This is a genomic window from Kushneria phyllosphaerae (assembly GCF_900312995.1).
GTDB classification, from domain to species: domain Bacteria; phylum Pseudomonadota; class Gammaproteobacteria; order Pseudomonadales; family Halomonadaceae; genus Kushneria; species Kushneria phyllosphaerae.
Window position 1 is genome coordinate 230,644 of the sequence record NZ_ONZI01000002.1, and the last position, 25,579, is coordinate 256,222.

The 25,579-nt window shown below is 58.9% G+C and carries 31 protein-coding genes and 2 pseudogenes; 27 read left to right on the plus strand and 6 right to left on the minus strand.

The genetic code is table 11. The features are described 5' to 3' along the window. The first annotated feature begins 148 nt into the window (after nt 1-148). The 3 genes from cydD (at nt 149) to KSP9073_RS06915 (ending at nt 4,543) form a co-directional block, all read left to right on the plus strand. The gene (gene cydD / locus KSP9073_RS06905) at nt 149-1,939 is read left to right on the plus strand and encodes a thiol reductant ABC exporter subunit CydD (protein ID WP_165814188.1); all 1,791 of its coding nucleotides are present in this window, start codon (nt 149-151) and stop codon (nt 1,937-1,939) included. Next, the gene (cydC, locus tag KSP9073_RS06910; protein WP_108842249.1) at nt 1,932-3,701 is read left to right on the plus strand and encodes a thiol reductant ABC exporter subunit CydC; all 1,770 of its coding nucleotides are present in this window, start codon (nt 1,932-1,934) and stop codon (nt 3,699-3,701) included. Before cydD ends, cydC begins: the two co-directional genes overlap by 8 nt. A 77-nt stretch (nt 3,702-3,778) precedes the next feature. Next, nucleotides 3,779-4,543 carry an SDR family NAD(P)-dependent oxidoreductase gene (locus KSP9073_RS06915; RefSeq protein ID WP_108842250.1) on the plus strand — a complete coding sequence of 255 codons (765 nt, stop codon included), beginning with the start codon at nt 3,779-3,781 and terminating at the stop codon, nt 4,541-4,543. A gap of 79 nt (nt 4,544-4,622) precedes the next feature. On the opposite strand, the gene KSP9073_RS06920 is transcribed toward KSP9073_RS06915, so the two are convergent. After that, a complete protein-coding gene (locus KSP9073_RS06920) occupies nt 4,623-5,600 on the minus strand; it encodes an NADPH:quinone reductase (protein WP_108842251.1) in 978 nt (325 codons plus the stop codon). A gap of 214 nt (nt 5,601-5,814) precedes the next feature. On the opposite strand from KSP9073_RS06920, the gene KSP9073_RS06925 reads away from it, so the two are divergent. The 4 genes from KSP9073_RS06925 (at nt 5,815) to KSP9073_RS06940 (ending at nt 8,234) form a co-directional block, all read left to right on the plus strand. After that, nucleotides 5,815-6,168: a CidA/LrgA family protein gene (locus tag KSP9073_RS06925; protein ID WP_165814189.1), complete on the plus strand. Its 354-nt coding sequence runs from the start codon at nt 5,815-5,817 to the stop codon at nt 6,166-6,168. Beyond that, entirely contained in the window at nt 6,165-6,881 is a 717-nt protein-coding gene (locus tag KSP9073_RS06930; protein ID WP_108842253.1) for an LrgB family protein, read from the plus strand. The genes KSP9073_RS06925 and KSP9073_RS06930 overlap by 4 nt, the downstream gene beginning before the upstream one ends. A 191-nt stretch (nt 6,882-7,072) precedes the next feature. Further along, nucleotides 7,073-7,702, plus strand: coding sequence for a helix-turn-helix domain-containing protein (locus KSP9073_RS06935; RefSeq protein ID WP_108842254.1), 630 nt, complete (start codon nt 7,073-7,075; stop codon nt 7,700-7,702). A 58-nt stretch (nt 7,703-7,760) separates the two neighbouring features. Further along, entirely contained in the window at nt 7,761-8,234 is a 474-nt protein-coding gene (locus tag KSP9073_RS06940) for a very short patch repair endonuclease (protein ID WP_243409151.1), read from the plus strand. Between the two features lie 19 nt (nt 8,235-8,253). Here KSP9073_RS06940 and KSP9073_RS06945 read toward each other — a convergent pair whose 3' ends face one another. Beyond that, nucleotides 8,254-9,564 carry a carbohydrate porin gene (locus KSP9073_RS06945; protein WP_108842255.1) on the minus strand — a complete coding sequence of 437 codons (1,311 nt, stop codon included), beginning with the start codon at nt 9,562-9,564 and terminating at the stop codon, nt 8,254-8,256. 245 nt (nt 9,565-9,809) lie between these two features. Between KSP9073_RS06945 and KSP9073_RS06950 the strand changes: the two genes are divergently transcribed. After that, nucleotides 9,810-10,280, plus strand: coding sequence for a copper resistance protein NlpE N-terminal domain-containing protein (locus tag KSP9073_RS06950; protein WP_165814190.1), 471 nt, complete (start codon nt 9,810-9,812; stop codon nt 10,278-10,280). A 42-nt stretch (nt 10,281-10,322) separates the two neighbouring features. On the opposite strand, the gene KSP9073_RS06955 is transcribed toward KSP9073_RS06950, so the two are convergent. Next, nucleotides 10,323-10,517 carry a CsbD family protein gene (locus tag KSP9073_RS06955; protein ID WP_108842257.1) on the minus strand — a complete coding sequence of 65 codons (195 nt, stop codon included), beginning with the start codon at nt 10,515-10,517 and terminating at the stop codon, nt 10,323-10,325. Nucleotides 10,518-10,690: 173 nt separating this feature from the next. Between KSP9073_RS06955 and KSP9073_RS06960 the strand changes: the two genes are divergently transcribed. Next, on the plus strand, nt 10,691-11,005 hold the full coding sequence (locus KSP9073_RS06960; RefSeq protein WP_108842258.1) for a DUF6482 family protein: 315 nt from the start codon (nt 10,691-10,693) through the stop codon (nt 11,003-11,005). A 145-nt stretch (nt 11,006-11,150) separates the two neighbouring features. After that, nucleotides 11,151-11,717 carry a DUF1415 domain-containing protein gene (locus KSP9073_RS06965; protein ID WP_108842259.1) on the plus strand — a complete coding sequence of 189 codons (567 nt, stop codon included), beginning with the start codon at nt 11,151-11,153 and terminating at the stop codon, nt 11,715-11,717. A gap of 207 nt (nt 11,718-11,924) precedes the next feature. Here KSP9073_RS06965 and KSP9073_RS06970 read toward each other — a convergent pair whose 3' ends face one another. The 3 genes and pseudogenes from KSP9073_RS06970 to KSP9073_RS06980 form a co-directional block, all read right to left on the minus strand. After that, nucleotides 11,925-12,632 carry a hypothetical protein gene (locus tag KSP9073_RS06970; RefSeq protein ID WP_133240997.1) on the minus strand — a complete coding sequence of 236 codons (708 nt, stop codon included), beginning with the start codon at nt 12,630-12,632 and terminating at the stop codon, nt 11,925-11,927. 303 nt (nt 12,633-12,935) lie between these two features. Next, a pseudogene (locus KSP9073_RS06975) lies at nt 12,936-13,832 on the minus strand (phage portal protein); the annotation flags it as partial. A gap of 173 nt (nt 13,833-14,005) precedes the next feature. Continuing rightward, on the minus strand, nt 14,006-15,787 hold the full coding sequence (locus KSP9073_RS06980) for a terminase large subunit domain-containing protein (protein WP_108842261.1): 1,782 nt from the start codon (nt 15,785-15,787) through the stop codon (nt 14,006-14,008). A 146-nt stretch (nt 15,788-15,933) separates the two neighbouring features. On the opposite strand from KSP9073_RS06980, the gene KSP9073_RS06985 reads away from it, so the two are divergent. From KSP9073_RS06985 to KSP9073_RS07065, 17 genes and pseudogenes are all read left to right on the plus strand, one after another. Next, a complete protein-coding gene (locus KSP9073_RS06985) occupies nt 15,934-16,755 on the plus strand; it encodes a GPO family capsid scaffolding protein (protein ID WP_108842262.1) in 822 nt (273 codons plus the stop codon). Between the two features lie 7 nt (nt 16,756-16,762). Continuing rightward, nucleotides 16,763-17,800, plus strand: a complete 1,038-nt coding sequence (locus tag KSP9073_RS06990; RefSeq protein WP_108842263.1) for a phage major capsid protein, P2 family — start codon at nt 16,763-16,765, stop codon at nt 17,798-17,800. Beyond that, the gene (gpM, locus tag KSP9073_RS06995; RefSeq protein ID WP_165814191.1) at nt 17,793-18,497 is read left to right on the plus strand and encodes a phage terminase small subunit; all 705 of its coding nucleotides are present in this window, start codon (nt 17,793-17,795) and stop codon (nt 18,495-18,497) included. Before KSP9073_RS06990 ends, gpM begins: the two co-directional genes overlap by 8 nt. Nucleotides 18,498-18,607: 110 nt before the next feature. Continuing rightward, nucleotides 18,608-19,075 carry a head completion/stabilization protein gene (locus KSP9073_RS07000; protein WP_108842265.1) on the plus strand — a complete coding sequence of 156 codons (468 nt, stop codon included), beginning with the start codon at nt 18,608-18,610 and terminating at the stop codon, nt 19,073-19,075. After that, nucleotides 19,075-19,284, plus strand: a complete 210-nt coding sequence (locus KSP9073_RS07005) for a tail protein X (protein ID WP_108842266.1) — start codon at nt 19,075-19,077, stop codon at nt 19,282-19,284. The genes KSP9073_RS07000 and KSP9073_RS07005 overlap by 1 nt, the downstream gene beginning before the upstream one ends. 9 nt (nt 19,285-19,293) lie before the next feature. After that, nucleotides 19,294-19,647, plus strand: a complete 354-nt coding sequence (locus tag KSP9073_RS07010; protein ID WP_108842267.1) for a putative holin — start codon at nt 19,294-19,296, stop codon at nt 19,645-19,647. Then, nucleotides 19,644-19,979, plus strand: coding sequence for a phage holin family protein (locus KSP9073_RS07015; RefSeq protein ID WP_207771437.1), 336 nt, complete (start codon nt 19,644-19,646; stop codon nt 19,977-19,979). Before KSP9073_RS07010 ends, KSP9073_RS07015 begins: the two co-directional genes overlap by 4 nt. Continuing rightward, nucleotides 19,976-20,467 (plus strand): glycoside hydrolase family 108 protein, encoded by a 492-nt coding sequence (locus tag KSP9073_RS07020; RefSeq protein ID WP_108842268.1) that lies wholly within the window; start codon nt 19,976-19,978, stop codon nt 20,465-20,467. Before KSP9073_RS07015 ends, KSP9073_RS07020 begins: the two co-directional genes overlap by 4 nt. Next, a pseudogene (gene lysB / locus KSP9073_RS07025) lies at nt 20,464-20,868 on the plus strand (Rz-like lysis system protein LysB); the annotation flags it as partial. The gene KSP9073_RS07020 and the pseudogene lysB, both read left to right, overlap by 4 nt. After that, the gene (gene lysC / locus KSP9073_RS17930) at nt 20,789-20,998 is read left to right on the plus strand and encodes an Rz1-like lysis system protein LysC (RefSeq protein ID WP_369333032.1); all 210 of its coding nucleotides are present in this window, start codon (nt 20,789-20,791) and stop codon (nt 20,996-20,998) included. The pseudogene lysB and the gene lysC, both read left to right, overlap by 80 nt. Further along, on the plus strand, nt 20,995-21,498 hold the full coding sequence (locus KSP9073_RS07030; protein WP_108842270.1) for a phage tail protein: 504 nt from the start codon (nt 20,995-20,997) through the stop codon (nt 21,496-21,498). The genes lysC and KSP9073_RS07030 overlap by 4 nt, the downstream gene beginning before the upstream one ends. Further along, on the plus strand, nt 21,491-21,940 hold the full coding sequence (locus KSP9073_RS07035; RefSeq protein WP_108842271.1) for a phage virion morphogenesis protein: 450 nt from the start codon (nt 21,491-21,493) through the stop codon (nt 21,938-21,940). Before KSP9073_RS07030 ends, KSP9073_RS07035 begins: the two co-directional genes overlap by 8 nt. A gap of 4 nt (nt 21,941-21,944) precedes the next feature. Then, on the plus strand, nt 21,945-22,841 hold the full coding sequence (locus KSP9073_RS07040) for a hypothetical protein (RefSeq protein WP_108842272.1): 897 nt from the start codon (nt 21,945-21,947) through the stop codon (nt 22,839-22,841). Beyond that, nucleotides 22,841-23,185 (plus strand): HEPN domain-containing protein, encoded by a 345-nt coding sequence (locus tag KSP9073_RS07045; protein WP_108842273.1) that lies wholly within the window; start codon nt 22,841-22,843, stop codon nt 23,183-23,185. The genes KSP9073_RS07040 and KSP9073_RS07045 overlap by 1 nt, the downstream gene beginning before the upstream one ends. A 289-nt stretch (nt 23,186-23,474) precedes the next feature. Next, nucleotides 23,475-24,266 carry a BRO-N domain-containing protein gene (locus tag KSP9073_RS07050; protein WP_108842274.1) on the plus strand — a complete coding sequence of 264 codons (792 nt, stop codon included), beginning with the start codon at nt 23,475-23,477 and terminating at the stop codon, nt 24,264-24,266. Between the two features lie 63 nt (nt 24,267-24,329). After that, on the plus strand, nt 24,330-24,929 hold the full coding sequence (locus KSP9073_RS07060; RefSeq protein WP_133240998.1) for a hypothetical protein: 600 nt from the start codon (nt 24,330-24,332) through the stop codon (nt 24,927-24,929). Between the two features lie 101 nt (nt 24,930-25,030). After that, a complete protein-coding gene (locus tag KSP9073_RS07065) occupies nt 25,031-25,576 on the plus strand; it encodes a phage baseplate assembly protein V (RefSeq protein WP_108842277.1) in 546 nt (181 codons plus the stop codon). The last annotated feature ends 3 nt before the right edge of the window (nt 25,577-25,579 follow it).

A 25,579-nucleotide genomic window follows, 5' to 3' on the forward strand; every position in this document is an offset into this window, starting at 1 on the left:
GCTGGAAAACGTGCCACTATCATACGCCAACTGAGCCCCGCACTTAAGGTGGCACACGGTGCTGTTCGGGCACGACTGCGACGAAGTACCGCTGTGCGTGTCGGCACTTTTTTGTTGATATTGTATGCCCGCTCTCGATGGAGCCGTCATGGCCTCGAATGAAACACCGCGCCAGTGGCTACAGCGCACTGCCAGTCGAGGCGCTCGCTGGAGCCGACTTTCAGTTCTTGCAGGCACCCTTTCAACGCTGGTTTTGCTGGTACAGGCATGGTGCATTGCCACCATTGCCCAGCGCATGGTGATCGACAGCACCGACTTCTCTGCGCTTGTCACGCCACTGCTGTTGCTGCCGCCGGCGTTTATCGCTCGAGGACTATTGGTGCGAGCCCGTACCATCTGTGGCGCCCGCGGCGGTATCGAAATACGTCAATCCGTACGCCGGGAACTGCTTGAGCGTATCGCCGTTCTTGGCCCCCTGTGGGCGCGACGTCAACACAGCGCCACGCTGAGCAACCGCATCTGGGATCAGGTTGATGCCCTGCAGGGCTTTTACGCCGACTACCGCCCTCAGATGCTGCTGTGCGGAATTATCCCGATCATTATTTTAATCGCTGTTGCCCCACTGAGCTGGGCGGCTGCCCTGATTTTGATCGCCACCGGCCCGTTGATTCCCATCAATATGGCCATGGTAGGAATCGGCGCCAAAAAGCGTCAGGAGGATCAGTTTCTGGAGATGGGCCGCATGAGCCGGCACTTTCTGGATACGCTACAGGGGCTTTCCACGCTCAAGCTTTTCGGGGTCAGCAAGCGTCAGGCCGATGAAGTCCATACCACCTCCGAGAGCTTCCGACGTCGCACCATGCGCGTTCTGCGCCTGGCGTTTTTGTCCTCGGCCGTGCTGGAGTTTTTTGCCTCGGTTTCCATTGCCCTTCTGGCGCTCTATCTGGGCTTTGTCTATCTGGGCCAGTTTCATTTCGGCATGTATGACCACGGCATCAATCTGTTCATGGGCCTTTTCATTCTGATTCTGGCCCCCGAGTTCTATCAGCCCCTGCGCGAGCTGGGCGTTCACTATCACGCCAAAGCCCAAGCCGAAGCCGCCGCCGAAGATCTGATGCCCATCCTCAACCGGCGCGTGTTCGAGCGCGATACCGATCAGCCAGCATGGCAGCCGAAAGGCAGCCTTGCCCTGTCGCTTGAAGGGCTGACAGCGCGCTATGCCGGGCGCTCATCGGCAGCGCTTGATGACATCTCCATCGAGATTCGTGCTCAGGAGATGCTGGCCGTTATCGGGCCAAGTGGTGCGGGCAAATCGACGCTGCTCAACGTGCTGATGGGATTTATGCACCCCGAAGCCGGCTCGCTGAACGTCCTGGAGAGTGACCAGACACCGCGCGCGCTGATCGATATCCGTTCTGATGACTGGCAGCTTCAGATCGCCTGGGTCGGCCAGACGGCAGTGATTGTCTCCGGGACGCTGGCCGAGAACCTGCGACTGGCCAACGCCGAGGCCAGTGATCAGGATCTGCTTGACGCGCTGGAACAGGCCGCGCTCCAGCAGTGGCTGACCGGCCTGCCTGACGGGCTTGACACCCGGCTGGGAGAAGGCGGCCGGGCCGTCTCGGGTGGTCAGGCACGACGCATTGCGCTGGCCCGCGCCTTTCTACGAGATGCACGCCTGGTGTTGCTTGATGAGCCGACCGCCAGCCTTGACCAGGCCAGTGAGCGGCTCGTCATGGAAGCACTGGCACGCCTTTGCAAGGGGCGCACGGTGGTCTTGCTGACGCACCGCATGGAGCTTCTGGCACTGGCGGATCGGGTCCTGATGCTGGATCAGGGGCGCGTTCAGGCGCTGGAGACACTGGATAATCTGCGCGCGCCGGGCGGGCCGCTGGCACGCTCGGTATCAGCCCACCCTTCGGAGACGCGCGATGTTTAGACAGTTGTTGCCCTATGTGCGCCTCATGACGCCCTGGACCTGGCTGCTGGGCATGGGCATTGCCCTGCAGCTGATGGCGCTGGCCTCCAGCATCGGTTTGATGGCGCTTTCCGGCTGGTTTTTATCCGCCTCGGCACTGGCAGGGTTGAGCATTGCCACGGCACATACCTTCAACTATCTGCTGCCATCAGCCGGCGTACGCTTTTTTGCCCTGTCACGTACCGGTGCCCGCTATGGCGAGCGACTCGTCACTCATGACGCGACCTTTCGTTTACTGTCGCGACTGCGCAAGCATGTCTATGAAAGCCTTGAGCCGCTCTCACCCGCCCAGCTGCAGCGCCACGGGGAAAGTGAGCTCATGACGCGCCTGACGGCTGACGTGGATGCCCTCGACGGTCTTTACCTGCGGGTACTGGCGCCTTCCATTGTGGCGCTTCTAGGCATTGTAATCTGTGGCGTGGTCATCGGCGTCTTTGCGCCAGCCATCGGGCTTTTTGCCGCACTGGCCCTGCTGCTGTCGGGCCTTTTGGGACCATGGCTTGCCTGGCGCGCCGGCCAGGCCCATTCCGATGCCTGGCATCAGGACAACACCCGGCTGAGGGCACGCCTGCTGGAGCGCTTGAATGGCCTTTCGGAACTGATGATCTATAACCGCTGGCATGGCGAGGTCGACAGCCTCATCGAAGGACAGCAGACTCGAGATGCCCATGAATACCAGCTTGCCCGCCAGTGGGGCAGCTCGCAGCTGTTGTCCCAGACGCTGCTGGGTCTGACGCTGACCGGGGTACTGGGCATGGCCGGCTGGGCGGTCACCCGGCACGAGCTGGACGCCACCCTGGTCGCACTCATGGGCCTTGCCATCATGGGCGCCTTCGAGGCCATCGCCCTGCTCCCACAGGCCTGGCAGAACCTGGGGCGCATTCAGCGTGCCGCAACGCGTCTTGATGATGTCCGCCAGCGCGTATCGGAAACCGATTTTCCGGCAGAGAGCGAGCAGTGCCTGCCGGAAGGTCATCGCCTGTCCATCGATCAGCTCAGCGTGCACCTTGAGGCGAGTATCGCTGTCCTCTACTCGGTCAGTCTGGAGGTAGAAGAAGGCGAGCATCTGCTGATTCTCGGGCCGTCCGGGAGTGGCAAGACAACCCTTTTCAACAGCCTGATCCGATTCGTTTCTCCCAGTGAGGGCACCATGACGCTAGGAGGCGCGCCCCTGAATCAGCTGAGTGAGGCGACCCTGCGCGCTCAATTTGCCGTGGCCCAGCAGGAGACGCATCTTTTTGCGGCCAGCTACCGCGATAATCTGACCATGGGCCAGCCCATCGATGATGAGACCATCATGGCAATGCTCGATACTCTGGCGTTGCGCGACTGGCTGGAGCAACAGCCTGACGGGCTATCGGGCTTTCCGGACGAGCGCGGCAGCTCGCTGTCCGGCGGACAGCTCAGACGCTTTGGCATTGCTCGCGCCCTGCTACGCAAGGCCCCCATCGTCCTGCTGGATGAACCTACCGAAGGGCTTGATGAAGCCACCGAGCAGCAGGTATGGCATGCGATTCGCAACCATTGCCAGGGGCGTACGCTGATCGTGATCACGCATCGTCTGATTCAGCTTGAGGATTTTGATCGGATCGCCATGCTCGATGAGGGACATCTGGTCGAGTACGACACCCCCCGGCGCCTTCTGGCAGATCCCGATAGCCGGTTGACCGTGCTGTGTCAGCGCATTGATCCCGAGCTTGCCGGTCTCATGCGTCCCGCCTGATATCTCTGAACCCGCTACGCTTGTGAAAAACCTTCATCATCTGATGACCGTTTCTCATCGACCGAGCGAGCTCTGACATGCCTGACCATCTTCCCGATCAGTACACCTCCATCATCACCGGCGGCGGTGGCATTGGCCGCGCCCTGCTGGCAAGGCTTTGCCGTGACCCGCGGGCCGGTCGGCTGATTGCCGTCACCCGCCATCGTGCACGCCTGGAACAGGATACGCAGCTCGATATCGAACGCCTCGAGATCGTTGAGGCGGACGTTACCACCGAGCCGGGGCTTCAAACGCTCAGCGATTACATCGATCAAACGCCGATCCACCTACTGCTCAATACCATTGGTGTCCTGCACGATAGGCAAAATGATCAGTCCGTGGCCATTGCGCCTGAAAAAAGGATTGAAAGACTTTCCTTTGAGGCTCTGCACCACACCTTTCACGTCAATGCAGCCACAGCCGCCATGCTGATCAGCACGTTGATTGATCGCATGACACGTCATCCGGCCATTATGGCCACGCTATCGGCACGGGTAGGGTCAATTGGAGATAATGAACTGGGGGGCTGGTACGCCTATCGCGCCAGCAAGGCAGCGCTCAACATGCTGATGAAAACGGCATCGGTCGAGTTTAAACGGCGTAATCCGCAGGCCATTGTGCTCTGCCTGCATCCGGGTACGACAGATACCGAACTGTCACGACCCTTTCAGGCCAGAGTGCCGCAGGAGAAGCTGTTCACCCCGGAATTTGTCGCCGAGCAGCTGCTGGAGGTGATCAATCGACGCACCCCGGAAGACAGTGGTGCGTTTTACGACTGGAACGATACGCCCATTGAGTGGTAGGCAGGCACGCGCTGGCCGCCTTCTTCTCTCGAAGGCGGCCAGCGCAAACCCTGTGCCGCCTTGTCCCCGAAATGCCTGCTCAGGGAATCAGAATGGTCGAACCGGAGGTGTGACGTGAGGCCAGATTTTGCTGCGCCTCGCCTGCCTCATCAAGGCGGAATCGACAGCCAATATTGACGTGCACGCTGTCATTGGCAATGACCTGGAAAAGCTCCTGACTCATCGCTTCCAGTCGTTCGCGGGTATCGGCGTAGCCGGCAAGACTGGGGCGCGTCACAAACAGCGATCCCTTCTTGTTCAGCGTGGCCAGGTTGACCCCTTCTACCGGGCCGGACGCATTTCCAAAGCTCACCATTAGGCCACGCGGCGCCAGGCAGTCCAGTGAGGTTTCCCAGGTGTCACGGCCTACCGAATCATAAACCACCGGGCACATTTCTCCGTCGGTCAGTTCACGTACGCGTTCTACCACGTTCTCTTCGCTATAGTTGATGGTCGCCCAGGCGCCGTTTTTGCGGGCAAACTCTGCCTTTTCCGGCGTGGACACGGTGCCGATCAGACGTGCGCCCAGACTTCTCGCCCACTGACAGGCGATCAGCCCCACACCACCGGCGGCGGCGTGGAAGAGAAAGGTATCGCCGCTTTTGATCGGATAGACCTGGCGCAGCAGATACTGCACCGTCAGCCCTTTAAGCATGGCCGCTGCCGCCTGATCAAAACCGATGCTGTCCGGCAGCATCACGACCTTGTCGGCCGGCAGGGTATGATGGGTGGCATAGGCGCCTAGTGGTCCCGTGGCGTAGGCCACGCGGTCGCCTTCCCGGAACTCCTTTACCTCTTCCCCCACGGCCTCGATAACGCCTGCTCCTTCGGTACCCAGACCAGAGGGCAGCTCACTGACCGGATAAAGGCCGGTACGTACATAAATATCGATAAAATTGAGGCCAATGGCCCAGTTGGTAACACGAACGTCTCGCGGCCCGAGCGCTTCAGGCTCGAATTCCTGCATTCTGAGCACTTCCGGCCCGCCGGTTTCTGCAAATTCAATGCGTTTTGCCATGAACCATTGCCTCGATCGAAGGTATGTATAAAGCGTCGTCAATATCCGTCAGGCAGGCGAGCTGATGCCAGAGAGCATTCACGATTTATCACTGCATTCCCTTATATCATTAGCTTATCATTAGCCCAACCCCAAGTCTGCCAGACCGACAAGGGCTGCCAGTGGGAGATATATTGATCCGCTTATTCCAGAGGCCGTGATGTTAAAGGGGTTCATGTGGCTGATGATCTTTCTGGTCATCGGTAATCTTTTACAGACCATGTTTTCGCTACCCGTGGTCGGGAGCGTACTGGGCATGCTGATACTTTTTATGGTGCTGATTGCACGCCAGCGCTCCTCCCGCTCGATGGCCGTCGCCGCCAGCCATCTTATTCATTATTTCACCCTCCTGATTCTGCCCAGCGCGGCAGGGCTGTTCTTTCTGGGCACCACCCTGACCGATAACTGGCTCAAGCTTCTGATTGCCATCGTACTGGGCACACTGATCAGTAGCGTGGTCACGCTTTTGACCATGCAGGCCATGGTGCGCTGGCAACAGCGCCGAGACGATGCAGCAGGCACCTCATGAATCTCCAGGCACTGGCCCATGAGATGATGGCCACGCCGGCACTGGCCGTGGTCATCACCCTGGCCGCCTATATGCTGGCCCTGTCGCTGCACCAGTGGATGCGCTACCCCAGCTGGGCCCCCCCCATGCTGACCGGCAGCCTGATGCTGGCGTTTTTCATTGTGGTCCTGCCGATCAATTACGATACCTACTATCTCGATGCCCACTGGCTGACGCTGTTGCTGGGGCCGGCGACGGTTGGACTGGCGATTCCCCTTTATGAGCAGTTTCAGCACATCAAGCGGCTGCTGATTCCCGTCACGGTGAGTCTTGTCATCGGCTCAATCACCGCCTGTGCCGCGACCCTTTCCATTGCCTGGGCGCTGGGGCTTTCGCCTGCCATTCTGGCCTCACTGGCACCCAAGTCGATCACAACCCCCATTGCCATCGGCGTCTCGGAGGGGCTGGGAGGTTATCCCGGCCTGACGGCAGGCATTGTGACCGTGACCGGGATTCTGGCCGCCTCTACCATTCCGCCACTGGCGGCCATCCTGCGCTGTCAGGATCCCCGTGTCATCGGTCTGGCGCTCGGACTCAACGGCCATGGCCTGGGCACCGCCCGCGGGTTTGGCATCGATCCCCAGACCGGGGCCTTTGCCAGCCTTGCCATGGGACTTAACGGGGCTCTTAGCGCCATCGTCCTTCCGCTTCTGGCCGGGTGGCTGAATCGATGACAATGCATCAGGTTTAACTGATGTCTTTTTTGAAAAAGGCTTCCACCTTTTTCACTTTTACGAATAAACCGGCTAACACTAAAAAATTAAATCAACCGATCGCCCTTGTGTTCAATTAGTGACAAACTACTAAACATACTTAACACCTGGATCGCTATGCTGGCTCGCTTATGAGACATGTGAGGCCACGCATGAACGAGTTGGGCGAGCGCATTCGCAAATTGCGAGAACAGGGTGGATTAAGCAAGGCGGAGCTGGCCCGTCGCGTAGGTGTTTCAGATGTCACCATTTCCTACTGGGAAAATGGCACCATCAAACGCGTCGGACACTCGCGCCTTGAGCCGTTGGCCAGAGCACTGCGCTGCAGCATCGGGCATTTGCTGGGCAATGATCAGGATGCTCATGGCAGCAGCCATACCCCAATGTCGTCACTGCCCCTTTATCCACTGACACCATCACCTGACGCAATCGGCAATGATGCCCTGCCGATCTCGCATTTTCCCATGGGGTTTATTGATAATGACCTGATCAAAAAAGACGACTATTTGCTGACGCCTCAACGCCCCGAACGCTTTGATTTCTGCCCGCCAGGCACCCTGATACTGGCAAGAAAATGCGCTCGATTTGATGGTAATGGCCTCTATCTTGTTGAGAAAAACGCCCGACTGATGGTCAAGAGAATCGAGCAGGATTTCAACATGACCCTGAACATTTTCGGTGACACCGGCACACGTCATCCCGAAGAAAGAGCACTGGGCAATACGCTTGTCTTTCATGCCACCATCCCTGCCCTCTGGCCGATGAAAATCATGAACTTCTGACGTCACGCCAGACCATGATCTCCTACACTGAATGCGTTCATTCAAGAATCGGGAGGGCATGACATTGGTCGATGTGGTCGACGCTGCGACACGCTCTCGCATGATGGCGGGTATTCAGGGCAAGAACACAAAACCCGAGCTTCTGGTCAGGCGCTATCTACATGCCTGTGGGTATCGATTTCGACTGCATCGACGTGACCTGCCGGGCACGCCCGATCTCATCCTGCCACGACATCATTGCGTGGTGTTTGTGCATGGCTGTTTCTGGCACCGTCACGAGCACTGCTTCTATGCCACCTCACCGGCAACGCGAAAAACCTTCTGGCAGGAAAAACTGGCGGGAAATGTCACGCGTGACCGGCGCCAGCTGGAACAGCTTAACGCTCTGGGGTGGCGAGCCGTCGTTGTATGGGAGTGCGGACTTCGTCACATGCCCGAGCAGCTTCACGAGGTCGTGCCATTGATTGAGCAAGGCGCATGGATTGAGGAGTGGCCTCCTCAACCTCCGAGGGCGCGAAGGGCGCCGCAATAGCAGCGCCCCTCATAAGGACCTAGAACGTGGCCAGTACCGAAAGCCCGGCTATCCAGGCATTATCGACGTCGTTATCCGTACCGGGATGACGTACGTACTGCAGGTTGGGCCGAAAAGCCATCCACGGTGTGGCCTGCAGGGAGTAATAAACTTCGGCGTTGTACTCCTCTCCCTGACGCGGCACGTACTCGAGCGAGGAAGATCCGCCCGCGAGTGACGCATTGCCCGAACGTGACCAGTCATTGTAGTCATCGTTGACATGGACATAGGCCAGACCCAGCCCGACTTCATCCTTCTCGCGGCCATCAAAGGGGCCGGTATAGGTCACACCAGCCGACAGATAGCGATCAAAGGTAGCCGTATCACCATCGTTCCACGTGCCCATGCTGAACACACCAAGCCCGCGACTGCGATCGTTATCGCGACTGGTGACCTGCTGATCGATGACGTAGTAAAGCCCGTAGCGATGGCCCTTCTGAGCATCCGAGTTATTGTCGCGCGATGAATAATCATCGGCATCGGCGCTGCTGTAGTAATAACCCAGTCGATAATGACCCGGCAGATCGTTGAAACCATGTTCCGGCTCAAAACCATATTCCACCGGAATGAGGGTGCCAGTGGTGCCGCTGTGCTTTAGATCCAGCCCGTGGTCGCGATCCAGGTTGGATTCATTGAGATTGAAAAACCCGATCTGAGCGTACTGATCATTGGTGATGTTCCATTTACCCACCAGTGCCCACTGTGCGATCGGCCAGTTGTACCAGATACCACCATTCTGGTTACCGGGTTCGCCGCTGCCCAGATAAAGGTTCTGGAAATTGCTGTCGATGACCGCAAAATTATCCCCTACCGGCACTCGACCCGCCTTGAGTTCAAAGGTGTCATCCATATAGGTCTGGCCGTACCACATCTGAGTGATGCGCGTGACACTACCACGTCCGTAGACTTCCTGACTGGAGGATCCGCCGACGCTATTGGGGTTGTTGATGACGTCGTTGGTCAGGCTTTCGCCGTTGCGATCGGTCAGGGTGAACTGGAACTGGGCATTGGGCACGCCAAAGAGCTTGTCAAGATCGAAGTTGGCGCCAGCGGTCCACTGGTCAGCGTAGCGGCCGGTGTGCTTGTCGCGAAAGCCGCCATCAACGGAATAGGCCATTTCGGAGATGTATTCGAAACGGAAGTTTACGCCCTGACCGGCCAGATTGGTGCGTGCGCCTCCCCAGTCTCCAAACATGAAATCGCCATCGGGATCGAAGGCACCAGCCGCCCAACCCTGTGATGACAGGCCCATACCCATAAGCGCCAGCGTGCAACACAGCCCCTTTTTCATGTCCCATCCCTTTACAATGTCATATTCGAATTAAGTTAAAACAAAGGGATTTTCACCTCGAACGTTACGAACAACAATAGCTCCTGGACCATAGTCGATAGTCAACATTCATCAGGATGACCGAATCTACTGATGAACCCGTCACCAGCGACAGGACCGGGTGGATCGTTTAGGCTTCACGACTGTGGCAGCGCATGGAGGTATGGTCGCCTGCTCAGGACAAGGACTTTCAGGACAGCGAGGGCATGACATTGACACGTTTTAGCGCACTGGCGCTGACAGCAACGCTTCTGGGATTTTTGGTGACAGGCTGTGATACGGGCGATGAAAACCCGGCTACCAGCTCGTCACAGCGCAGCTCCGGCACCAACCAGATCTATGGCGGCTCGCTGCCATGTGATCATTGTGACGGCATAGATACCGAAGTAGCGCTGAACTTCAGCACCGACAGCGCAGGCGGTGTCTACACCCTGACCGAGACCCCTCACGGTGGTCCCGCAGACGGCCAGACACAAAAGCGCAAGGGGAACTGGAAGGTCATCAGTGGCAATGCCGTGCCCGGTGGCGGCACGGTCTATGTGTTGCACCCTGCTCGCGGCGACGAAGCGCATGCCCCCATCTATCTACTGATGGAAAGCAACGCCACGCTGCAGCTGGTGGATGAGCATTTCAAGCCGCTGGAGACGTCACACAATGACGAGCTTCACAGGCTCTGATATGTGAACAGGCCTTGATGCACCAGAAGATATCCCGACATCTCAGCGTCGGCCACGCAGGGTATTTTCGGCCTGACGCTGGGCCTCTTTTGCAGAGAGCCCCTGTTCCTTTTCAAGTCGGGCGGCCAGCTGTTGGACCTCGCCCTCATCGCTTAGCGCCTCATCATCGCTGAGCGTTCCCCACGCCTCCTTGATCTTTCCCTTTAAATCTTCCAGCGGTGGACTCTTGTCACTCATTTAAATGTCTCCTGGCCATCAGGCAGATGACGTCGATCATAGCGCCTGAGACTGCCATGCGGTATCGCCCTTTATCACCCAATGACAATTTTTAACCCTGCATCAACGTGGCTTTCCGGGCAGACAGGCTACATTGAAAAGGCTTATTGATGATGGAGGTCATGGAGAGGCAGATGAAACTCAACGAACTGACTGAAAGGGCGCATGCCGGCCAGCTTGATGAAATTGTCATCGAGTCGATGGAAGGCGATATCTTTACCCTGCACATCACCACTCAGGGAGAAGTCGATACCCTGCTCAATGAAGATGGCACGATCCTGACGCCGCAATCTCTCAACGCTGCCAAGACCATGCTGCGTGATATCGGCGGCATGCAAGACGTCCCGATCTACTTCAAGCACAGTGTCACGCATGATGAGATGATGGGCTCTGAAGCCGAAACCGCTGATGATCGCATGCCTATCACGCTGGAAGGTCAGCCCCAATAGGCTGACCATCAACAACCTGATCCATTGATTTTTCGAGCTCAGCATCAAACATGACGCTCATGGAGGCCAATGCTGATCGAGACTGATATAGTGTTTTCAGGGTCGACACACTGTCGGCCCTTTTCCTTTTTAAAAAGAGCCTATTGTGACAACACATCCTCTGGAGACCACCCGACGCTGGGTAAGGGACTGGGTCATGGCGCAGGACCTGTGCCCGTTTGCCGCAGCCGAATTTGAACGAGAGCGCATCCGCTACCGCCAGCTCGATGCCGCTGATGACGCCACCCTGCTCATGGCCGTGATCGAAGAGTGCGAGCACCTTGAACAGCATCAGAACACGGAAACCACGCTGCTGGTGCTGACCCCCGGGGCCGAGGATTTCTTCACCTTTCTGGACAAGCTCGACATGGCCGAGCGGCTCATGATCAGTGAAGGCTACGAAGGGGTCTATCAGCTGGCCAGCTTCCACCCTGATTATCTATTTGGCGACAGCCAGGCCACGCCCGGTCACGAGGACGCCGCCGACTACACCAACCGCTCCCCCTTTCCGCTGTTTCATCTATTACGTGAAACCAGCCTTGAAGCTGCACTGGCCCGTTTCCCGCATCCCGAACGCATTCCCGAGCGCAATCAGGCACATCTGAGACAGCAGGGTGTTGCATGGTGTCGCCAGATTCAGGACGCCATTGCCAGTGAGCCCCCATCGTCCTGATTGGGCGAATGGCCGGGGCTGTGAGAAAATAACGCCCTGTCTCCAGACCGACCCGTAACGCCGGAAAACATCTGTCATGCCCGCCACCACTTCGTTTCACGCCGCTGACGCCGCGCGCCGTTTTTCCATTGCCCCGATGATGGATGGGACAACAAACCGCGCCAACACGCGGTTTGAAGCGGGTTTGGTACACTATGGGTACACTGGCTAGCCGCCTCGAAGCCTCTCTTCAGCTACCATCACCACCCCTGGAAAGATCCTGCCTGTGTACTCATTGGTGTATCGATGGCCGTCGGTGGGAAAGTAATAAGCGTATCGAGTTGCTTTCCCGCGCAGGCGCTGAAAGTCTCCAACCTGCTCCAACCATTCGTTCACGTGGTTCCTCAGCTTATGGGCATCGACCTGTCCTGCATCACTGTTTTTGACCTGCGAGATAGGCAAATGAGGAACAATGAAGGTCACGGCGAGTCTGCGATCAGCTTCATGGGAATGAAGATAACCCGAGTCCTGCCAAGCCTTTTGCATTTGATTTTCAGCGTCAGCAAATGGTGCGCTGCGCTCACCAATCCTCTGCCATGCCTGCTTAGCCTCGATCGCGAACGAGGTTTTCTCGGAGCTTAGATATAGATCACATCGTCCCACCCTTTCGCCACGCTCTTCTGAGGGTATTTTGTGGCCACGTTTGTTTGTTCCGAACTCCTCCAAAGCCACCCATCCCAGCTTCCAGGCTGCACCGGCCAAGAGACTGATGGAGGCGCGCTCATTGTGCCACCACCCGTTATCATCGATCTCATAACGAGCATGCAGGCTGGAATATCGCTCCAGGCATTCGATCCACGACTGGCATAGAGCATGCAGTTCGGTATCTTCCATCGCCTCGATATTTTTCAGTGTTTCGATGTCGGGTGTTGCCATGAATCGTGCCTCAGTGAGCTCAATGTAAAGCGATAGTAAATTTATGCCGTCAAACGTTAGATTTTGCATAAATCCGCATAAAAAATCGCTTCCTCACAACCTCCCGAGCACCCAGAAGCAACGCGGTATTCGTTCAGCTGCAAGGATGCGTAATTTCCGACCCATTTAGAGCGCAGGCGGGGCGGGGAGTCGACGGCGCGCGAGCGGTGCTGACAGCCCTGGCTAAACGTGAGTGGTCAGCTCTACCCGGGCACAAAAAACCGCCCACTTTAGGGCGGCTGCAGTAGTGTTGAATTTTGCTGTCTACTTTGTCGGATCGAGCTCTGGCCCGGGGCCGTTTTCTCCCAAAGAGTAAGGATGGAAAACGACGATCTCCTCACCGGCCCATTCGTTGATCTCTCGCATGGTCGCCTGTAGTGGCTCCAGTTCATTGGCGACGAACACATTGGCCGCTTTCTCCACATCCCCGAATCCGCCGGTGTTCTGAGGAATGATTCCCATCAGCTGCGGCGGTATGCGATGCCCGGCCAGTTGGTCGTCGCGGGTGGTGTTCTTGACGTTCCAGAACTCATCCTTGGCGGCCACCTCAGAGATCGGGATGATCTGTACCCCATCCTTCTTGCCGTTGGGTGAGTACATGAACAGGTTCTTGAAGTTGCCCACCCCCTTCGATTCCTTGAGCGCGGTGCGCATGGCATCGATGTCCTGCCGGTCCTGGGCGGCATCGCTGACATACATCACGAATCCAGCGTGTGAACCGTTCAGGTAATATCGCCGTCGGAACAGGGTGGCGTTCTCGTTCAGCCAGGCAGATTGCAGGCTGCCGATGTAGTCGGGAATGCCATAAACCGATTGATCGATGTCCGGCTCCAGCAGATGCACCACCCTGCCCCGCGGCAGCTCGATGCGGTCAGCGTAGGTCGGTGCCCACCAATAGCGGTCCGCGTTCGTGCCACCCCGGCGCATGTATTTGGCGCGACGGTGCTGAAACGGCAGCCGCTTGCCCAGCCTGCCCCGCATCTCTTCAAGATAGGCATTGCCAAATACCAGATAGTCGAGCGCCAGCCCTGCGAAGGCCTGCCGCCCGAGCAACGGATGCGGCTTGAACGTGCGCAGCAGAATATTGCGCTTTACCTGTAGCGCGGAACCATGATGCGGCGTTGCGCGGTAGCTCTGCGCCAGCGTCTGGAGCGGGATAGGCGGTTCATACCACTCGTTCGGCTATAGCCAGAGCCCTTCATAGAGGAAATCCCGCACCGATGTCACCGGCACCAGATCGCCAAACGAGAACGCCTCGGCGCGCGGTGCCGGAGCGCTCCGCTTATGAGTGTACCCTGCAGGCAAACGGATCCTCGGCTTGCTGGCTATATCGGTCATTCGGACATCTCCATAATGGACCGGCTGGTATCTTCTGCCGGCCCGTCGATCGGTTCGTGGGATAGTGCATGCATGGTGGCCCAGGCCAGATCGGCGTGCCCGGTGGCCTGACTGCGCCCGCTGCTGTAGGTGAACTGCCGGCCGGATGGCGTCAGCTCGCGTTTGATGGCCATGAAGGATCCGGCAAGGTCGCTCCAGCCTGCATCGAACTCCAGCCGGCCGCGGCGCATGATCTGCTGCGCCTGAATCACCAGCCTGCCCTTGACCACCGGGTCGTAGCGGAAGCGCACCAGTGTTGGGAACCATTTCTCGACGTGCTCGGCCACGGCTTCGCCGAGACCGCTGGTATCGATGCCGATATGCTCGATGTTGTAACGCTGGCTGAGCTGGCGAATCCTGTCGGCCTGGGCCTGATAGTCTTCCCCCTTGAGACGCTCGCGCTCGAGGATCCGGTGTTTCTCGTCACCGTGGCGCGCCGGCAGAACCACCACCAGACCCGCGCCATCACCATTCTCGCCCGTCCCGGTCGGATCGTATCCCACCCACACCCCACGGTTGCCCACCGGGCGGGGCGCGTAGGGCCGGTAGTCGTCCGACCACGCTTCCCAGCTATCGACCATGCAGGGATGAACCAGCGCCAGTGGGAACGCACTCTGGCTGTCGTCGACGAATTCGCACATGAACAGATTGGCGAACTCATCGGGGCTGTATTCGAACTGCAGATCCTCGATGTCGAACAGATTGCACCCGCCCTGCTCGGCGTCATACACCGTAACGATCTGCTTCCACTGCCGGTCGCCGCACAGCTCGCCCTGCTTGAGCGCACCGTGGCTGGTATCGATCTCGATGCGGTCGGCTTTCTTTCGCCGCCGGTTGATCCGCTCGCCGGTCCAGAACGGATAGGCTTCATGGGCCAGTGAAGAAGGCGTCGAAAAGTAGGTCTGACGCCACTGCTTGTGGGTGGCCATCGCCGAGGCGACCTTGCGGAACTCCTCGAACTTGTGGATCCAGAAATACTCGTCCAGGTAAACGTCGCCGTGGTAGCCCTGCGCCGTCTTGGAGTTGGTGCCGAGAAAATGCAGCTCGGCCCCGTTATCGAGCACGATCGGGTCCCCTTTCAGCTCGACATCACAGGTCTCCTTGACGAACTGGATAATGTAATTCTTGAAAATATGCGCCTGTGCTTTCGAGGCAGAGAGGAAGATCTTGTTGCGGGCATTCTTGAACGCATCGACGATCGCTTCGCGGGCAAAGTAGAACGTCGCCCCGATCTGACGGCTCTTGAGGATGTTGCGGATGCGGTGTTTCTGGCCGGCCTCGTGCCATGTGCGCTGGTAGTCGAACAGTGACTCCAGGAAAGCGACTTCCAGCGCCTCGATCTGTTCATCGTCGAGGTAATTACGGCGTTTCTTTTTCTTGCGTGGCGCTTCGTTGCGCGCCTCGATATTCGGGTTAAGGTCGGACTCCCGCCCAGTCTCGTGATAGCGGTGCACCCGCGCGATACGCTCGATCTGCCGCCCGAGCAGATCGATCTCCTTGTAATCCCTCCCTTCCTTCACCTCCTTGGCGATCAGCTGCACAATCCGCGCTTCCAGCGCACCCTCGACCCGCTGCGTCGGCGTTGCCGCCTCCCAGCCGTCGCGCTTTTTCCAGCTGTGCACCGTAGGCGGGTTCTCACCGATGAATTCGGCGATGCGTGCCACGCGCCAGCCCTGCCAATACAGGTGGCGGGCAAATATGCGGGGGGATTCGAAGGTATCAGCAGGCTGTGTCGTCATGCCCGGCAGCGTACCCGCAACGACACCGGCACCCAGCCGGAACAGTTTGTGAGCTGCGCGTTTACAACGGCGCCACGTTGAGCCTGTCCCGCTTTACGCAGAACCTGACGGCAATCGCTCCCCGATCAATCACCCCGAGGACGCTCATGCCCTGGTTTCGAGTAGCCACCGAAGGCGCCACGACGGACGGCCGCAAAATCTCCCGCGACTGGATTACCCAGATGGCGGGCAACTATGACCCCAAAAAATACGGCGCGCGCATCTGGATGGAGCACATGCGCGGCCTGTTTCATGACGGCCCCTTTTCCGCCCTGGGCGACGTCAAGGCGCTGAAGCATGAAGAAGTCGAGGACGGCAAGGTTGCCCTGTTCGCCGATATCGACCCTACCGACCGCCTGAAAGCGATGAACAAGGACCGCCAGAAGGTGTACACCAGCATCGAGGTCAATCCGAACTTTGCCGACTCCGGCGAGGCCTATCTCGAAGGGCTGGCCGTCACTGACTCACCGGCGAGCCTCGGCACTGACATGCTGAATTTCTCGCGCAACGCCGGGCAGGGTTCACCGCTGGCCGCACGCAAGCAACACGACGGCAATCTGTTTTCCGAAGCCATCGAGATCGATCTCGATTTCAGCGAACAAGCGCCTGTTCAGGAAAGTGACGGCCAGTCCCTTCTGGAAAAGGCCCGGGCGCTGTTCCAGCGCCATGAGGTGAAAACCGGCAAGGACTTCACCGCTTTCCGCAAGGATCTTGAGCAGACCCTTGAACTGTTTGCCGAGCGCTATGGTGCCCTGCAAGAGGATCTGCAAAAGCGTCCCGGTGCGGAAGCCTTCAACCGCCTCAAGACGGCCCACGACGAGACACGCCGCAAGCTCGACGAGCTTTATACCCAACTCGATAACGAACCCGACCAGCCTCACCGCGCTCAGGCGACCGGTGGCAACGGCGGCGAACTGACCGACTGCTGAGGAAACCATGCGCAACGATACCCGACAGGCATTCAACCAGCTGCTCTCGCGCCTCGCGCATCTCTCCAACGTCTCCAGCGCCAGTGAGTCGTTCACCGTCGAGCCCAGCGTCCAGCAGACGCTGGAGAGCAAAATCCAGGAATCGAGCGCTTTTCTTGGCTCGATCAACATGATAGGCGTCGATGAGCTCAAGGGTCAGAAGCTGGGCCTTGGCGTCTCCGGCCCGATCGCCAGCAGAACCGACGTCACTCGGAAGGACCGCAACACCCGCGATGTGTCGGCGCTTGAAACGCACGATTTTGAATTGCTGAGCACCGAGTTCGATACCCACATCACTTGGGCAAAGCTGGATGCTTGGGCAAAGTTTCCGGATTTCCAGACCCGCGTGCGCAACGCCATCATCCGGCAGCAGGCGCTGGACCGCATCATGATCGGTTTCAACGGCACCCATGCAGCCGTTGAAACCGACCGCGCCACCAACCCGATGCTCCAGGACGTCAACATCGGCTGGCTTGAGCAGTACCGGCAGCATGCCCCGGCCCGCACCATGAGCGCCGGAGCCAATACCGGCGAGGTGCGTATCGGCCCCGGCGGTGATTACGCCAATCTCGACGCATTGGTGTTCGATGTCGTCAACGAAATGATCGACCCGTGGCATCGGGAATCAACGGATATTCGTGCCATTTGTGGCCGCCGAATGCTGGCCGACAAGTATTTCCCGCTGCTGCAGCAATACGAGCAGCCCACCGAACAGCGCGCGCTGGACATGATCGTCAGCCAGCAGCGGATGGGAGGCCAGCAGGCCGCCCGGGTGCCGTTCATGCCGGACGGCACCCTGTTAATCACGCCGCCCGAGAACCTGTCTCTCTACTGGCAGAATGGATCACGCCGACGCTATCTGCTGGACAACCCGAAACGTAACCGGATCGAAAACTACGAATCCTCCAACGATGGCTATGTGGTCGAGGATTATGGATTCGGCTGCCTGGTTGAGAACATCGTCTTCGGCGACTGGAAGAACGCCACAGGGGGTGCCAGTGAATAGCCCCGCCCGCAGACACTATCAGCGAGTCACCGCCGCCCGGGCAGCAGGTGACGCCGAGCCCGGCCAGCCACAGCACGGCGAACAGTTTGAGCTTATGGCCGCTGCCCTGTGGGAAGCGCGCCGCACCCTGAAAGCGATTCGCTCCCGCGAGGCCAAGATCGCCAAAAAGCGCGAGCTGCTGCCGCAGTTCGATGACTACGTGGCCGGTGTCCTTGAGGGCGGCAACGGGGCCCAGGACGTCGTGGTGATGACCGTCATGGTCTGGCGCATCGATACCGGCGATCTCGACGGCGCGCTGGCCATCGCGGAATACGCCATGCGTCACGGTCTCGACACTCCGGATCATTATGAGCGCGATACCGCCTCGCTCATCACCGAGGAAGTCGCCGAAAGCGCCCTGCGCAGTATGGATCGCGAGGAAGAAGCCTCGCAGCACGCCGAACGGGCTGCCCGGTTAAGCCTGATTCTGGCACGCACCGAAGCCCTGACCCGCGAGGCGGACATGCATGACGAGATCCGCGCCAAGCTCTACAAGGCATGGGGACAGGCCGCCCGTGCCCGGGGCAATCACGATGCCGAAGCACTGGAGCACCTGCGCCGCGCGCTGGAGCTCAATGATCGCGCTGGCGTGAAGAAGGACATCGAGAAGCTCGAGCGCGAACTGAAGCAGCAGAACAACGGCTCACCCGGAGCCTGACCGAGTCGACCGCCGACGCCAGGGGGCACGGCGTGGACGCAGGGCATAACGCCCATCGCCGAAATGCCGTCCACCCCCTGTATTCAGGGTAGAGAGAACCGAGGTGCGCCATGAGTTTCGTCGCCACCGGCAATGCCAACGCCACCCCCGCCGGACCTATCACCAATAACGGCTTCTGGCCTGCAATCGAGCCTGCAGAGTTCAGAGAGGCCCGCCGGCTGGATGGCACCGTCACCCCGCCCCGGGTAATGGATGCATTGCTCACCGCCATGGCCACCATCAACCGCGGCTTACGTGACTGGCAGGCGCAGCAGGCCGATGCCGGTTACCGGCAGGCGCAGGACGTGCCGCCGCCGAGCTGGCAGCCGCCCGGTATCTATATCGCCCTCTACAAACGCGCCGTATTCGCCACAGCCCACGCCTCCATCGTCGAGGCCTACCGGGACTTTGATGCCACGGCCAGCACCCGCGAGCGGGGCGATCTGAACGAGTACGCCGGCGACAGCTACCGCCGCGATGCCAGCTGGGCCGTCAGCGAGATCCTCGGGCAGTCACACGTCATCGTGGAGCTGATCTGATGGCCCGCACCGTCCGCGCCGTTCAGGGCGACACCGTCGACGCGCTCTGTTACCGGCACTACGGCGGTACCAAAAGCCTCGTTGAGCGTGTTTATGAACACAATCCGGGCCTCAGTGAACTCGGTCCGATCCTGCCCATGGGCACCGCCGTCACGTTGCCGGACATCAACACACCACCGAGCCGCGCCCGCGTGCAGCTCTGGGACTGAGAGAACATCATGGCCGAACCCTCTACCACCGCCGTTGCCGCCGGAACCGCCGGGCTAACACTGGCCAGCCTCATGATCGGGCTGGATGTCAGCGCCCTGATCGGCGCATTCGCCGGCGCCTCGCTGTTCGTCGTTAGCGCGCGCGAACTCTCGATTATCGAGCGCCTGATCTATCTGCTGATTTCGATCCTGATGGGCTATCTGGTCGGGCCGACGCTCGCCCGGCATTTCTGGCCCAGCTGGGACACCACCGCCCTGCCCGCATTCCTGACCGCCGTGGCCGTGGTCACGTTCAGCCTGCGCGTGATCGAGGGCGTCAAATCGCTGGATATCAGCCGACTATTTCCGGGAGGCCGAAAATGACCCCGTTTTTCCTGCTGCCTCTGCCCGAGGACTACGCGTGGATGATGGTGCAGCCCCAGCAGCTGCCCACCCTGCTCGCCCTGTTCATCGCGCTGGCCATCTGTGGTCGGCTGCTCACCTACCGCCGCCATGGCGCCCGTTTCCGGCGCCATATCTCGTGGCTGGCCTACGGCCTGTTCGTCGGCAGCGGCACGCTCGCCATCCAGATTCTGGGCGGGCGCTATATCGCACTGCCCATCAGCTGGTCGTTTGTGATCCTGCTCGGCGTCTGCGCCGTGCTCATCTACCGGGCACGCGGCAACGTCGCCCGCATCGTGAGGGTCAACGCATGACATTCGCAGAAGCATTCGAACGCCTGATCGGCCATGAAGGCGGCTACGTCAATCACCCCAATGATCCCGGCGGCGCCACCAAATGGGGCATCACCCAGCGTACCGCACGCGAAGCCGGCTATCACGGAGACATGCGCGACCTGACCCGTGACCGCGCCCGCGAGATCTACCTGACCGGCTACTGGCTGCGCGCTCGCTGCGATCAGTACCACGGCGCCATCGGTTATCAGCTGTTCGACATCGCCGTGAACAGCGGCATCGGCAACGCGATCCGCATGCTGCAGCGCGCCGCTGCCGTCGCTGATGACGGCATCATCGGTCCCGTTACGCTGGCAGCCATCAGCGCCCATGACCCGCTTGCCCTGATCGTGCTGCTCAACGCCGAGCGGCAGGCGTTTTATACCCGACTATCGACGTGGGAGGCGTTCGGCAAGGGCTGGTCGCGCCGCGTCGCCGAAAACCTGCGCTACGCGGTGGGCGACACATGAACCGCCTGATCATCACCGTCGCCCTGATCGCCGGCCTCACCCTCGGCGGCTGGGCGCTCTGGCAGCGTGGCAATGCCGCCAATGACCGCGCGGACCGGATCGCCCAGCAACGCGACACCGCTGAGCAGGAAAACCAGCGCCGGCAGGTGGTGATCGACGCCCTGTGGGATAACGCCCGGCGCCTCGAATCCCAGCGCCGGGCGCTCGATGAACAACAGACCGAGCTGACCCGCACCGCCTCCAATCGCCTCGAACAGATCAGGGAGATCCAGCGCGATGACACCGACACGAAAGATTGGGCCGACACTCGCCTGCCTGACGCTGTTATCCGGCTGCGCCAGCGCCCCGCCGTCACCGGCGCCGACGCTTATCGTCAATCAGTGCGCAACCCCGACGCCCTGCACCCTGCCGGCAAGCCACCCGGCCAATAACGGCGAACTGCACCTGCAGCTCGAACGCACCGAGGCCGCCTGGGCAAGCTGCGCCGCCGAGGTCGACGCCGTCATCGCCTGTCATGAGGTCGCACCATGAAAAAGCTCACCGCCCTGCGCCAGCACCTGCTCGATGCCGTGCCCCACCTGCAGCGCAACCCCGACCAGCTGCTGACGTTCGTCGAGGACGGCACCATCGAGTTTGCCCCCGGCCCGAACCTCTCACATGGCTACACGTTCACCGCACAGATCGTGCTGACCGATTTCGCCGACGACATCGACACCATCATGATCCCGCTGCTCGACTGGCTCGCGGTATACCAGCCCGATCTGGTGCCCGCCGAGGCCGTCAGGTTCGAGGCCGAGATCCTCAACAATGACGCCGTCGATCTCGCCCTGCGCGTTCAGATCAACGAGCGCGTCGTCGCCAAACGCGACTGCACGACCGGCCAGATCCACGCCCACCACCGCATGCCTCGCTTTGACACCGAGCGGTGTCCAACAGAGCGCTGGCAGCTGCTGATCAGGGACGATAACGCCGGCGGTGAATATGAGCAGGTCGCCGAGTGGCAAGGCCCGCAAGGTGGATTCAATGGCTGACAACATCGAACGCCTCGAAGACTGGGCCGCGCCCTTACTGGCCAAACTGGATGCCAAGGAGCGCAGGAGATTGGCGCGGGTGGTGGCCACCGACCTGCGACGCGCCCAGCGCGAACGCATCAAGGCCCAGAAAAACCCCGACGGCACCCGCTACGCCCCGCGTAAATCGCAGGACCAGAAAGGCGCCATTCGTCGGAAAGCCATGTTCGGCAAGCTGCGCACCGCCAAATATCTGCGCGTGCGCACCAGTGCCAACGGGGTCGAAGTCGGCTTTTTCGGTCGCGTGGCCAGCATCGCCAAGACCCACCAGTTCGGCCTGCGGGATCGCGTCGCGATCAACGGCCCCCGCGTGCAGTACGAACAGCGCGAGCTGCTCGGCTTCACCGATCACGACCGCACCGTGCTGCGCGACTCCATGCTCGATCATCTGAACGGCGTCTAAAGCAATGGACAAAATTGACGATCAAGACAAAAGCATCGAAGATAAGCTTCACGTTTGCCGTAATACCCTCTTTTACCTCTCAGGTGCTCCCATGGCTCAGCCACAACCACGTGCCAATGTCATCACAAAGGCATTGAAAGAGCTTAGGCGTATGGAAGAACACCGTGGCAACATCACAGCACTGGATGAGCGACGCTTACGCAAGACGCTGAGCACCTTCGATCAAAGCGATGAAAGCCAGCTGGCTCAAACAGCATTCACGGCGCTATGGGAAAGAGATTTTGCAAGTTTTGACGCGGCCGTAGAATCATTGCTGGAGATGCGTATCCTTGCTCATCCTGAAAGCATATATGTCAATTTTGCCTTGGAAAGCCTGCACGCCCTCAACGTCACACTCGCCACAAGATTGAACCGCAAGGCTTTCGAAGCTGATAGCACTAACCCGCGCCTGCTAACTCATATCCTGCATAACTCTTGGCATGCAGCCGATTTGACATTGTATGGGGAAGTTCTTGATCAGCTTGATAAGCTGGGTAGCGATAATCATCATGAGATGAAAGCCCTTCACGGCTCAGCGATTGCTGTATTGAGCAGACATGGCATTACTAACGACGAATATCAAAGTCACATCCAAAATATTCATGAACTGATAAGGCCCATCCTTGAAGGTCGCTCTGACATACGCTTCGGTACAGGCATGGATGTGGAGCAATACGATGACGACAGCAATGAAATCCTGTTAGAAATTGGCATCGACTTGGATAGTGAACAGGTGGATAGGCTTGATGACGCTTTGCTGGATATGCTCTCCGATCGCAGCAGAGTGAGCGCATCTTTGAATAAAAGCGTTGGCGTACTTGTGAGAGACTTTGTCGGCACGGTAGAGGCTAAAGCTTCTTGATGCCTGAACGTCTACTCGACATTGCCCATGAGCTTCTCTCAGCCCCTGATACCGAACAGCCCCGCTTGCGCAGCGTCGTCAACCGCGCCTACTACGCGGCTTTCCTTACCGCCCGTGATTACTGCAGCCGCAATGACGTGGATGTAGGCCATGGCGCTGCCCACCAGAAAGTTATCGAGGCACTCATAGATAAACCGGATCTGGCTAGAAGGGGCAATCAGCTCAACATGGTCAAAAGGCTGCGCCACCGTGCTGATTATGAGTGGAATCGACCGATGACCTATAAGGAAGCCGCCAAGACCCTCAAGACCTGCCGCGAGCTGGTCGCCTTCTTCACCTCCTGATCCCTCCCCCCCGCATTTCTCATCGTAATTGCAAAATCGCGTCTAGTACGCCACTATCTCTCTATCGCTGCAAAATCAGCGAACGGGTGTGAGAGCCCGAATCTGCAACAAGGCGCACGGCGCCACTTGGCGCTTTTTTTGCGCCTGTCAGTTATGGCGGGCCGTGCGCGGGACACCTTCGGGTGTGCCGGGTTTCCTATGTTGCCCCGGTCTCTCACCCCGCGTACGGTTCGCCCCCATCGGTGAGAGGATGGCGGCGAACTCCAATCAGCAACATTGGAGCTTCACTATGACCGCTACCGCCCAGATCCTGCCTTTCCAGTTCGATACCCAAGAAGTCCGCACGCTGCTGATTGACGATCAGCCGTGGTTCGTTGCCATGGATGTGGCATCTGCCCTGCTCTATACCGATGCGCAGGCGATGACACGTAAGCTGGATGACGACGAAGTGCAAAACCGACAAATCGTCGGTTTTGGTCCCAGAGGAGTTGCCCTGATAAGCGAGTCTGGCCTCTACTCTGCGATCCTGCGCTCGCGCAAGGCCGAGGCGAAGCGCTTCAAGAAGTGGGTCACCGCCGAAGTGCTGCCGGCCATTCGTCAGCACGGCCGTTATGACATTGCCACCGCGACCATCGGCACCGATGGCCTGCATATTCTCCACGAGCTGATTGGCAAGAAGATCAACGTGCTGCCCGGCGCCACCAAACGGCAGGCCCGCGCCAAGCTCTGGAGTCTGGTGCATACCCGCTTTAACGTGCCCCGCGCTGAGATGATCCCCGCCACCGAGCTGGAAAGTGCCTGCAACTTCATCGCCGCCTGTGCATTGGATGGCCAATGGCTCCCCGCCCCGGCCAACGACGACACCCTGGACGAGGCCGATCAGGTCAACCTCTACGCCCTGTGCAGCCACATGCTGCGCCTGCACGAACTCTACCGGCAGTACCACCTGCGCGAGATGTTCGAACACCTCCAGTCACCGATCGGCCCCAGCCTCTACGGCCACCTATCCGAAGGCGCCTCCCTAGCCCGGCGCTACCAGCCCCGGCTGACCGCCGCCCGCGACCGCCTCGGCATTCGCTAATCAAAAAGATGCCCCATAAAATGGGGCATCTTTTTGGAAATCTGTGGGAGGAACCCTGTAGCGATGAAAACTCCATTCTCAATTACTCTATTTATCCTCATATGCGGCGCTATCGCGACATGTTTCATTTCTAATACCTGTATCTCTTTATCTGACAAAATAGGCCACACCATTACGCTATCGGCATCGGTAGGCACAATGATTGCTGCCAGCTTCGCCATCTATGCTTATTGGATAAACTTACGTGCATTTAAAGTCTCGCAAAAACCAAAAATAAGGATTGCAGCTTTAAATGGTCAAGGCAATGTCGTAGATAACAATGTATTAGTAGCCGAAAACGTACATCAAACTCTATTTGATTACAAAAACTTGGGTTCAGTGGACTGCGAGAAGCTCAAACTTAAAGCCCAGATAGACTTCGGAGATGGATATCAAAAAATACCCAACCTATTTGAAGAGCATTATCTGTTACAGGCTGAAGATGATCGGGCTAGAAGAATACCTACGCTGAGATTCCTGCAAAATCAATTTCCAAACACCAACATCGAAAAAGCAATAATTGGTTCAAAATTAAAATTTGAATGCTGTTTTTCTAGTTTGGACGGAAAAGAGAAAAAATCTCTCGAGTACATCTGGTCAGAATTCGGCTGGCAAATCCTCTGAGCCAGACTTGTAAAGCCCCCTTTTACAACGCTTCTTGATAGCAAAATAGTGCTTGGCTTCGGACGATAGGTGCATATTTTCACTTACTGCCCGGAGCGCCGATGCATCCCGTCGAACTCGCCCGTCTCCTTCAGAACCTGATCCGCCTCGGTACCGTTGCCGAGATCGATCACGCCGCCGCGCGTGTTCGCGTCAACACTGGCGAGCTGCTCACCGATTGGCTGCCATGGTGCGAGACCCGCGCCGGGCAAACCCGCACATGGAACCCGCCCACCCAGGGCGAGCAGGTGCTGCTGCTTGCCCCCGGCGGCGAACTGGCCGGGGCCGTGGTGCTGGGCGCCATCAACAGCAATGCCCATCCGGCCCCGTCAAGTAACCCGAACCTGACCCGTTGGAATATGCCCGACGGCGCCGTGATCGAGTACGACCACGCGGCCAGCCACCTGCGCGCCGCCCTGCCCGGCTCGGCGGCCATTACCGCCCCTGCCGGCGTTGCCGTCACTGGCCCGGTCACGATCACCGGCACGCTGCATGTTTCTGAGGCCATCACCACGCCCGCCGATGTCACCGCGTCCGGCATCAGCCTGGTCAATCACAAAACCACCGGCGTTAAATCCGGCTCGGATACCTCGGGGCCACCGCAATGAGCG

Bases quoted from the DNA above. Each gene is read 5' to 3' on its own strand.
- KSP9073_RS06930 (WP_108842253.1), top strand. From the start codon at position 6,165: ATGAATCTCCAGGCACTGGCCCATGAGATGATGGCCACGCCGGCACTG.
- KSP9073_RS07035 (WP_108842271.1), top strand. From the start codon at position 21,491: ATGGCTGACAACATCGAACGCCTCGAAGACTGGGCCGCGCCCTTACTG.
- KSP9073_RS06960 (WP_108842258.1), top strand. From the start codon at position 10,691: ATGAAACTCAACGAACTGACTGAAAGGGCGCATGCCGGCCAGCTTGAT.
- KSP9073_RS07045 (WP_108842273.1), top strand. From the start codon at position 22,841: ATGCCTGAACGTCTACTCGACATTGCCCATGAGCTTCTCTCAGCCCCT.
- KSP9073_RS07015 (WP_207771437.1), top strand. From the start codon at position 19,644: ATGACCCCGTTTTTCCTGCTGCCTCTGCCCGAGGACTACGCGTGGATG.
- KSP9073_RS07000 (WP_108842265.1), top strand. From the start codon at position 18,608: ATGAGTTTCGTCGCCACCGGCAATGCCAACGCCACCCCCGCCGGACCT.
- KSP9073_RS07060 (WP_133240998.1), top strand. From the start codon at position 24,330: ATGAAAACTCCATTCTCAATTACTCTATTTATCCTCATATGCGGCGCT.
- KSP9073_RS06955 (WP_108842257.1), bottom strand. From the start codon at position 10,517: ATGAGTGACAAGAGTCCACCGCTGGAAGATTTAAAGGGAAAGATCAAG.
- KSP9073_RS07065 (WP_108842277.1), top strand. From the start codon at position 25,031: ATGCATCCCGTCGAACTCGCCCGTCTCCTTCAGAACCTGATCCGCCTC.
- cydD (WP_165814188.1), top strand. From the start codon at position 149: ATGGCCTCGAATGAAACACCGCGCCAGTGGCTACAGCGCACTGCCAGT.
- KSP9073_RS07030 (WP_108842270.1), top strand. From the start codon at position 20,995: ATGAAAAAGCTCACCGCCCTGCGCCAGCACCTGCTCGATGCCGTGCCC.
- KSP9073_RS07020 (WP_108842268.1), top strand. From the start codon at position 19,976: ATGACATTCGCAGAAGCATTCGAACGCCTGATCGGCCATGAAGGCGGC.
- KSP9073_RS06970 (WP_133240997.1), bottom strand. From the start codon at position 12,632: ATGGCAACACCCGACATCGAAACACTGAAAAATATCGAGGCGATGGAA.
- KSP9073_RS06990 (WP_108842263.1), top strand. From the start codon at position 16,763: ATGCGCAACGATACCCGACAGGCATTCAACCAGCTGCTCTCGCGCCTC.
- KSP9073_RS06920 (WP_108842251.1), bottom strand. From the start codon at position 5,600: ATGGCAAAACGCATTGAATTTGCAGAAACCGGCGGGCCGGAAGTGCTC.
- KSP9073_RS06925 (WP_165814189.1), top strand. From the start codon at position 5,815: ATGTGGCTGATGATCTTTCTGGTCATCGGTAATCTTTTACAGACCATG.
- KSP9073_RS06980 (WP_108842261.1), bottom strand. From the start codon at position 15,787: ATGACGACACAGCCTGCTGATACCTTCGAATCCCCCCGCATATTTGCC.
- KSP9073_RS07050 (WP_108842274.1), top strand. From the start codon at position 23,475: ATGACCGCTACCGCCCAGATCCTGCCTTTCCAGTTCGATACCCAAGAA.
- KSP9073_RS06915 (WP_108842250.1), top strand. From the start codon at position 3,779: ATGCCTGACCATCTTCCCGATCAGTACACCTCCATCATCACCGGCGGC.
- KSP9073_RS06935 (WP_108842254.1), top strand. From the start codon at position 7,073: ATGAACGAGTTGGGCGAGCGCATTCGCAAATTGCGAGAACAGGGTGGA.
- KSP9073_RS06985 (WP_108842262.1), top strand. From the start codon at position 15,934: ATGCCCTGGTTTCGAGTAGCCACCGAAGGCGCCACGACGGACGGCCGC.
- KSP9073_RS06940 (WP_243409151.1), top strand. From the start codon at position 7,761: ATGACATTGGTCGATGTGGTCGACGCTGCGACACGCTCTCGCATGATG.
- KSP9073_RS07010 (WP_108842267.1), top strand. From the start codon at position 19,294: ATGGCCGAACCCTCTACCACCGCCGTTGCCGCCGGAACCGCCGGGCTA.
- cydC (WP_108842249.1), top strand. From the start codon at position 1,932: ATGTTTAGACAGTTGTTGCCCTATGTGCGCCTCATGACGCCCTGGACC.
- KSP9073_RS07040 (WP_108842272.1), top strand. From the start codon at position 21,945: ATGGACAAAATTGACGATCAAGACAAAAGCATCGAAGATAAGCTTCAC.
- KSP9073_RS06950 (WP_165814190.1), top strand. From the start codon at position 9,810: ATGACATTGACACGTTTTAGCGCACTGGCGCTGACAGCAACGCTTCTG.
- KSP9073_RS06945 (WP_108842255.1), bottom strand. From the start codon at position 9,564: ATGAAAAAGGGGCTGTGTTGCACGCTGGCGCTTATGGGTATGGGCCTG.
- KSP9073_RS07005 (WP_108842266.1), top strand. From the start codon at position 19,075: ATGGCCCGCACCGTCCGCGCCGTTCAGGGCGACACCGTCGACGCGCTC.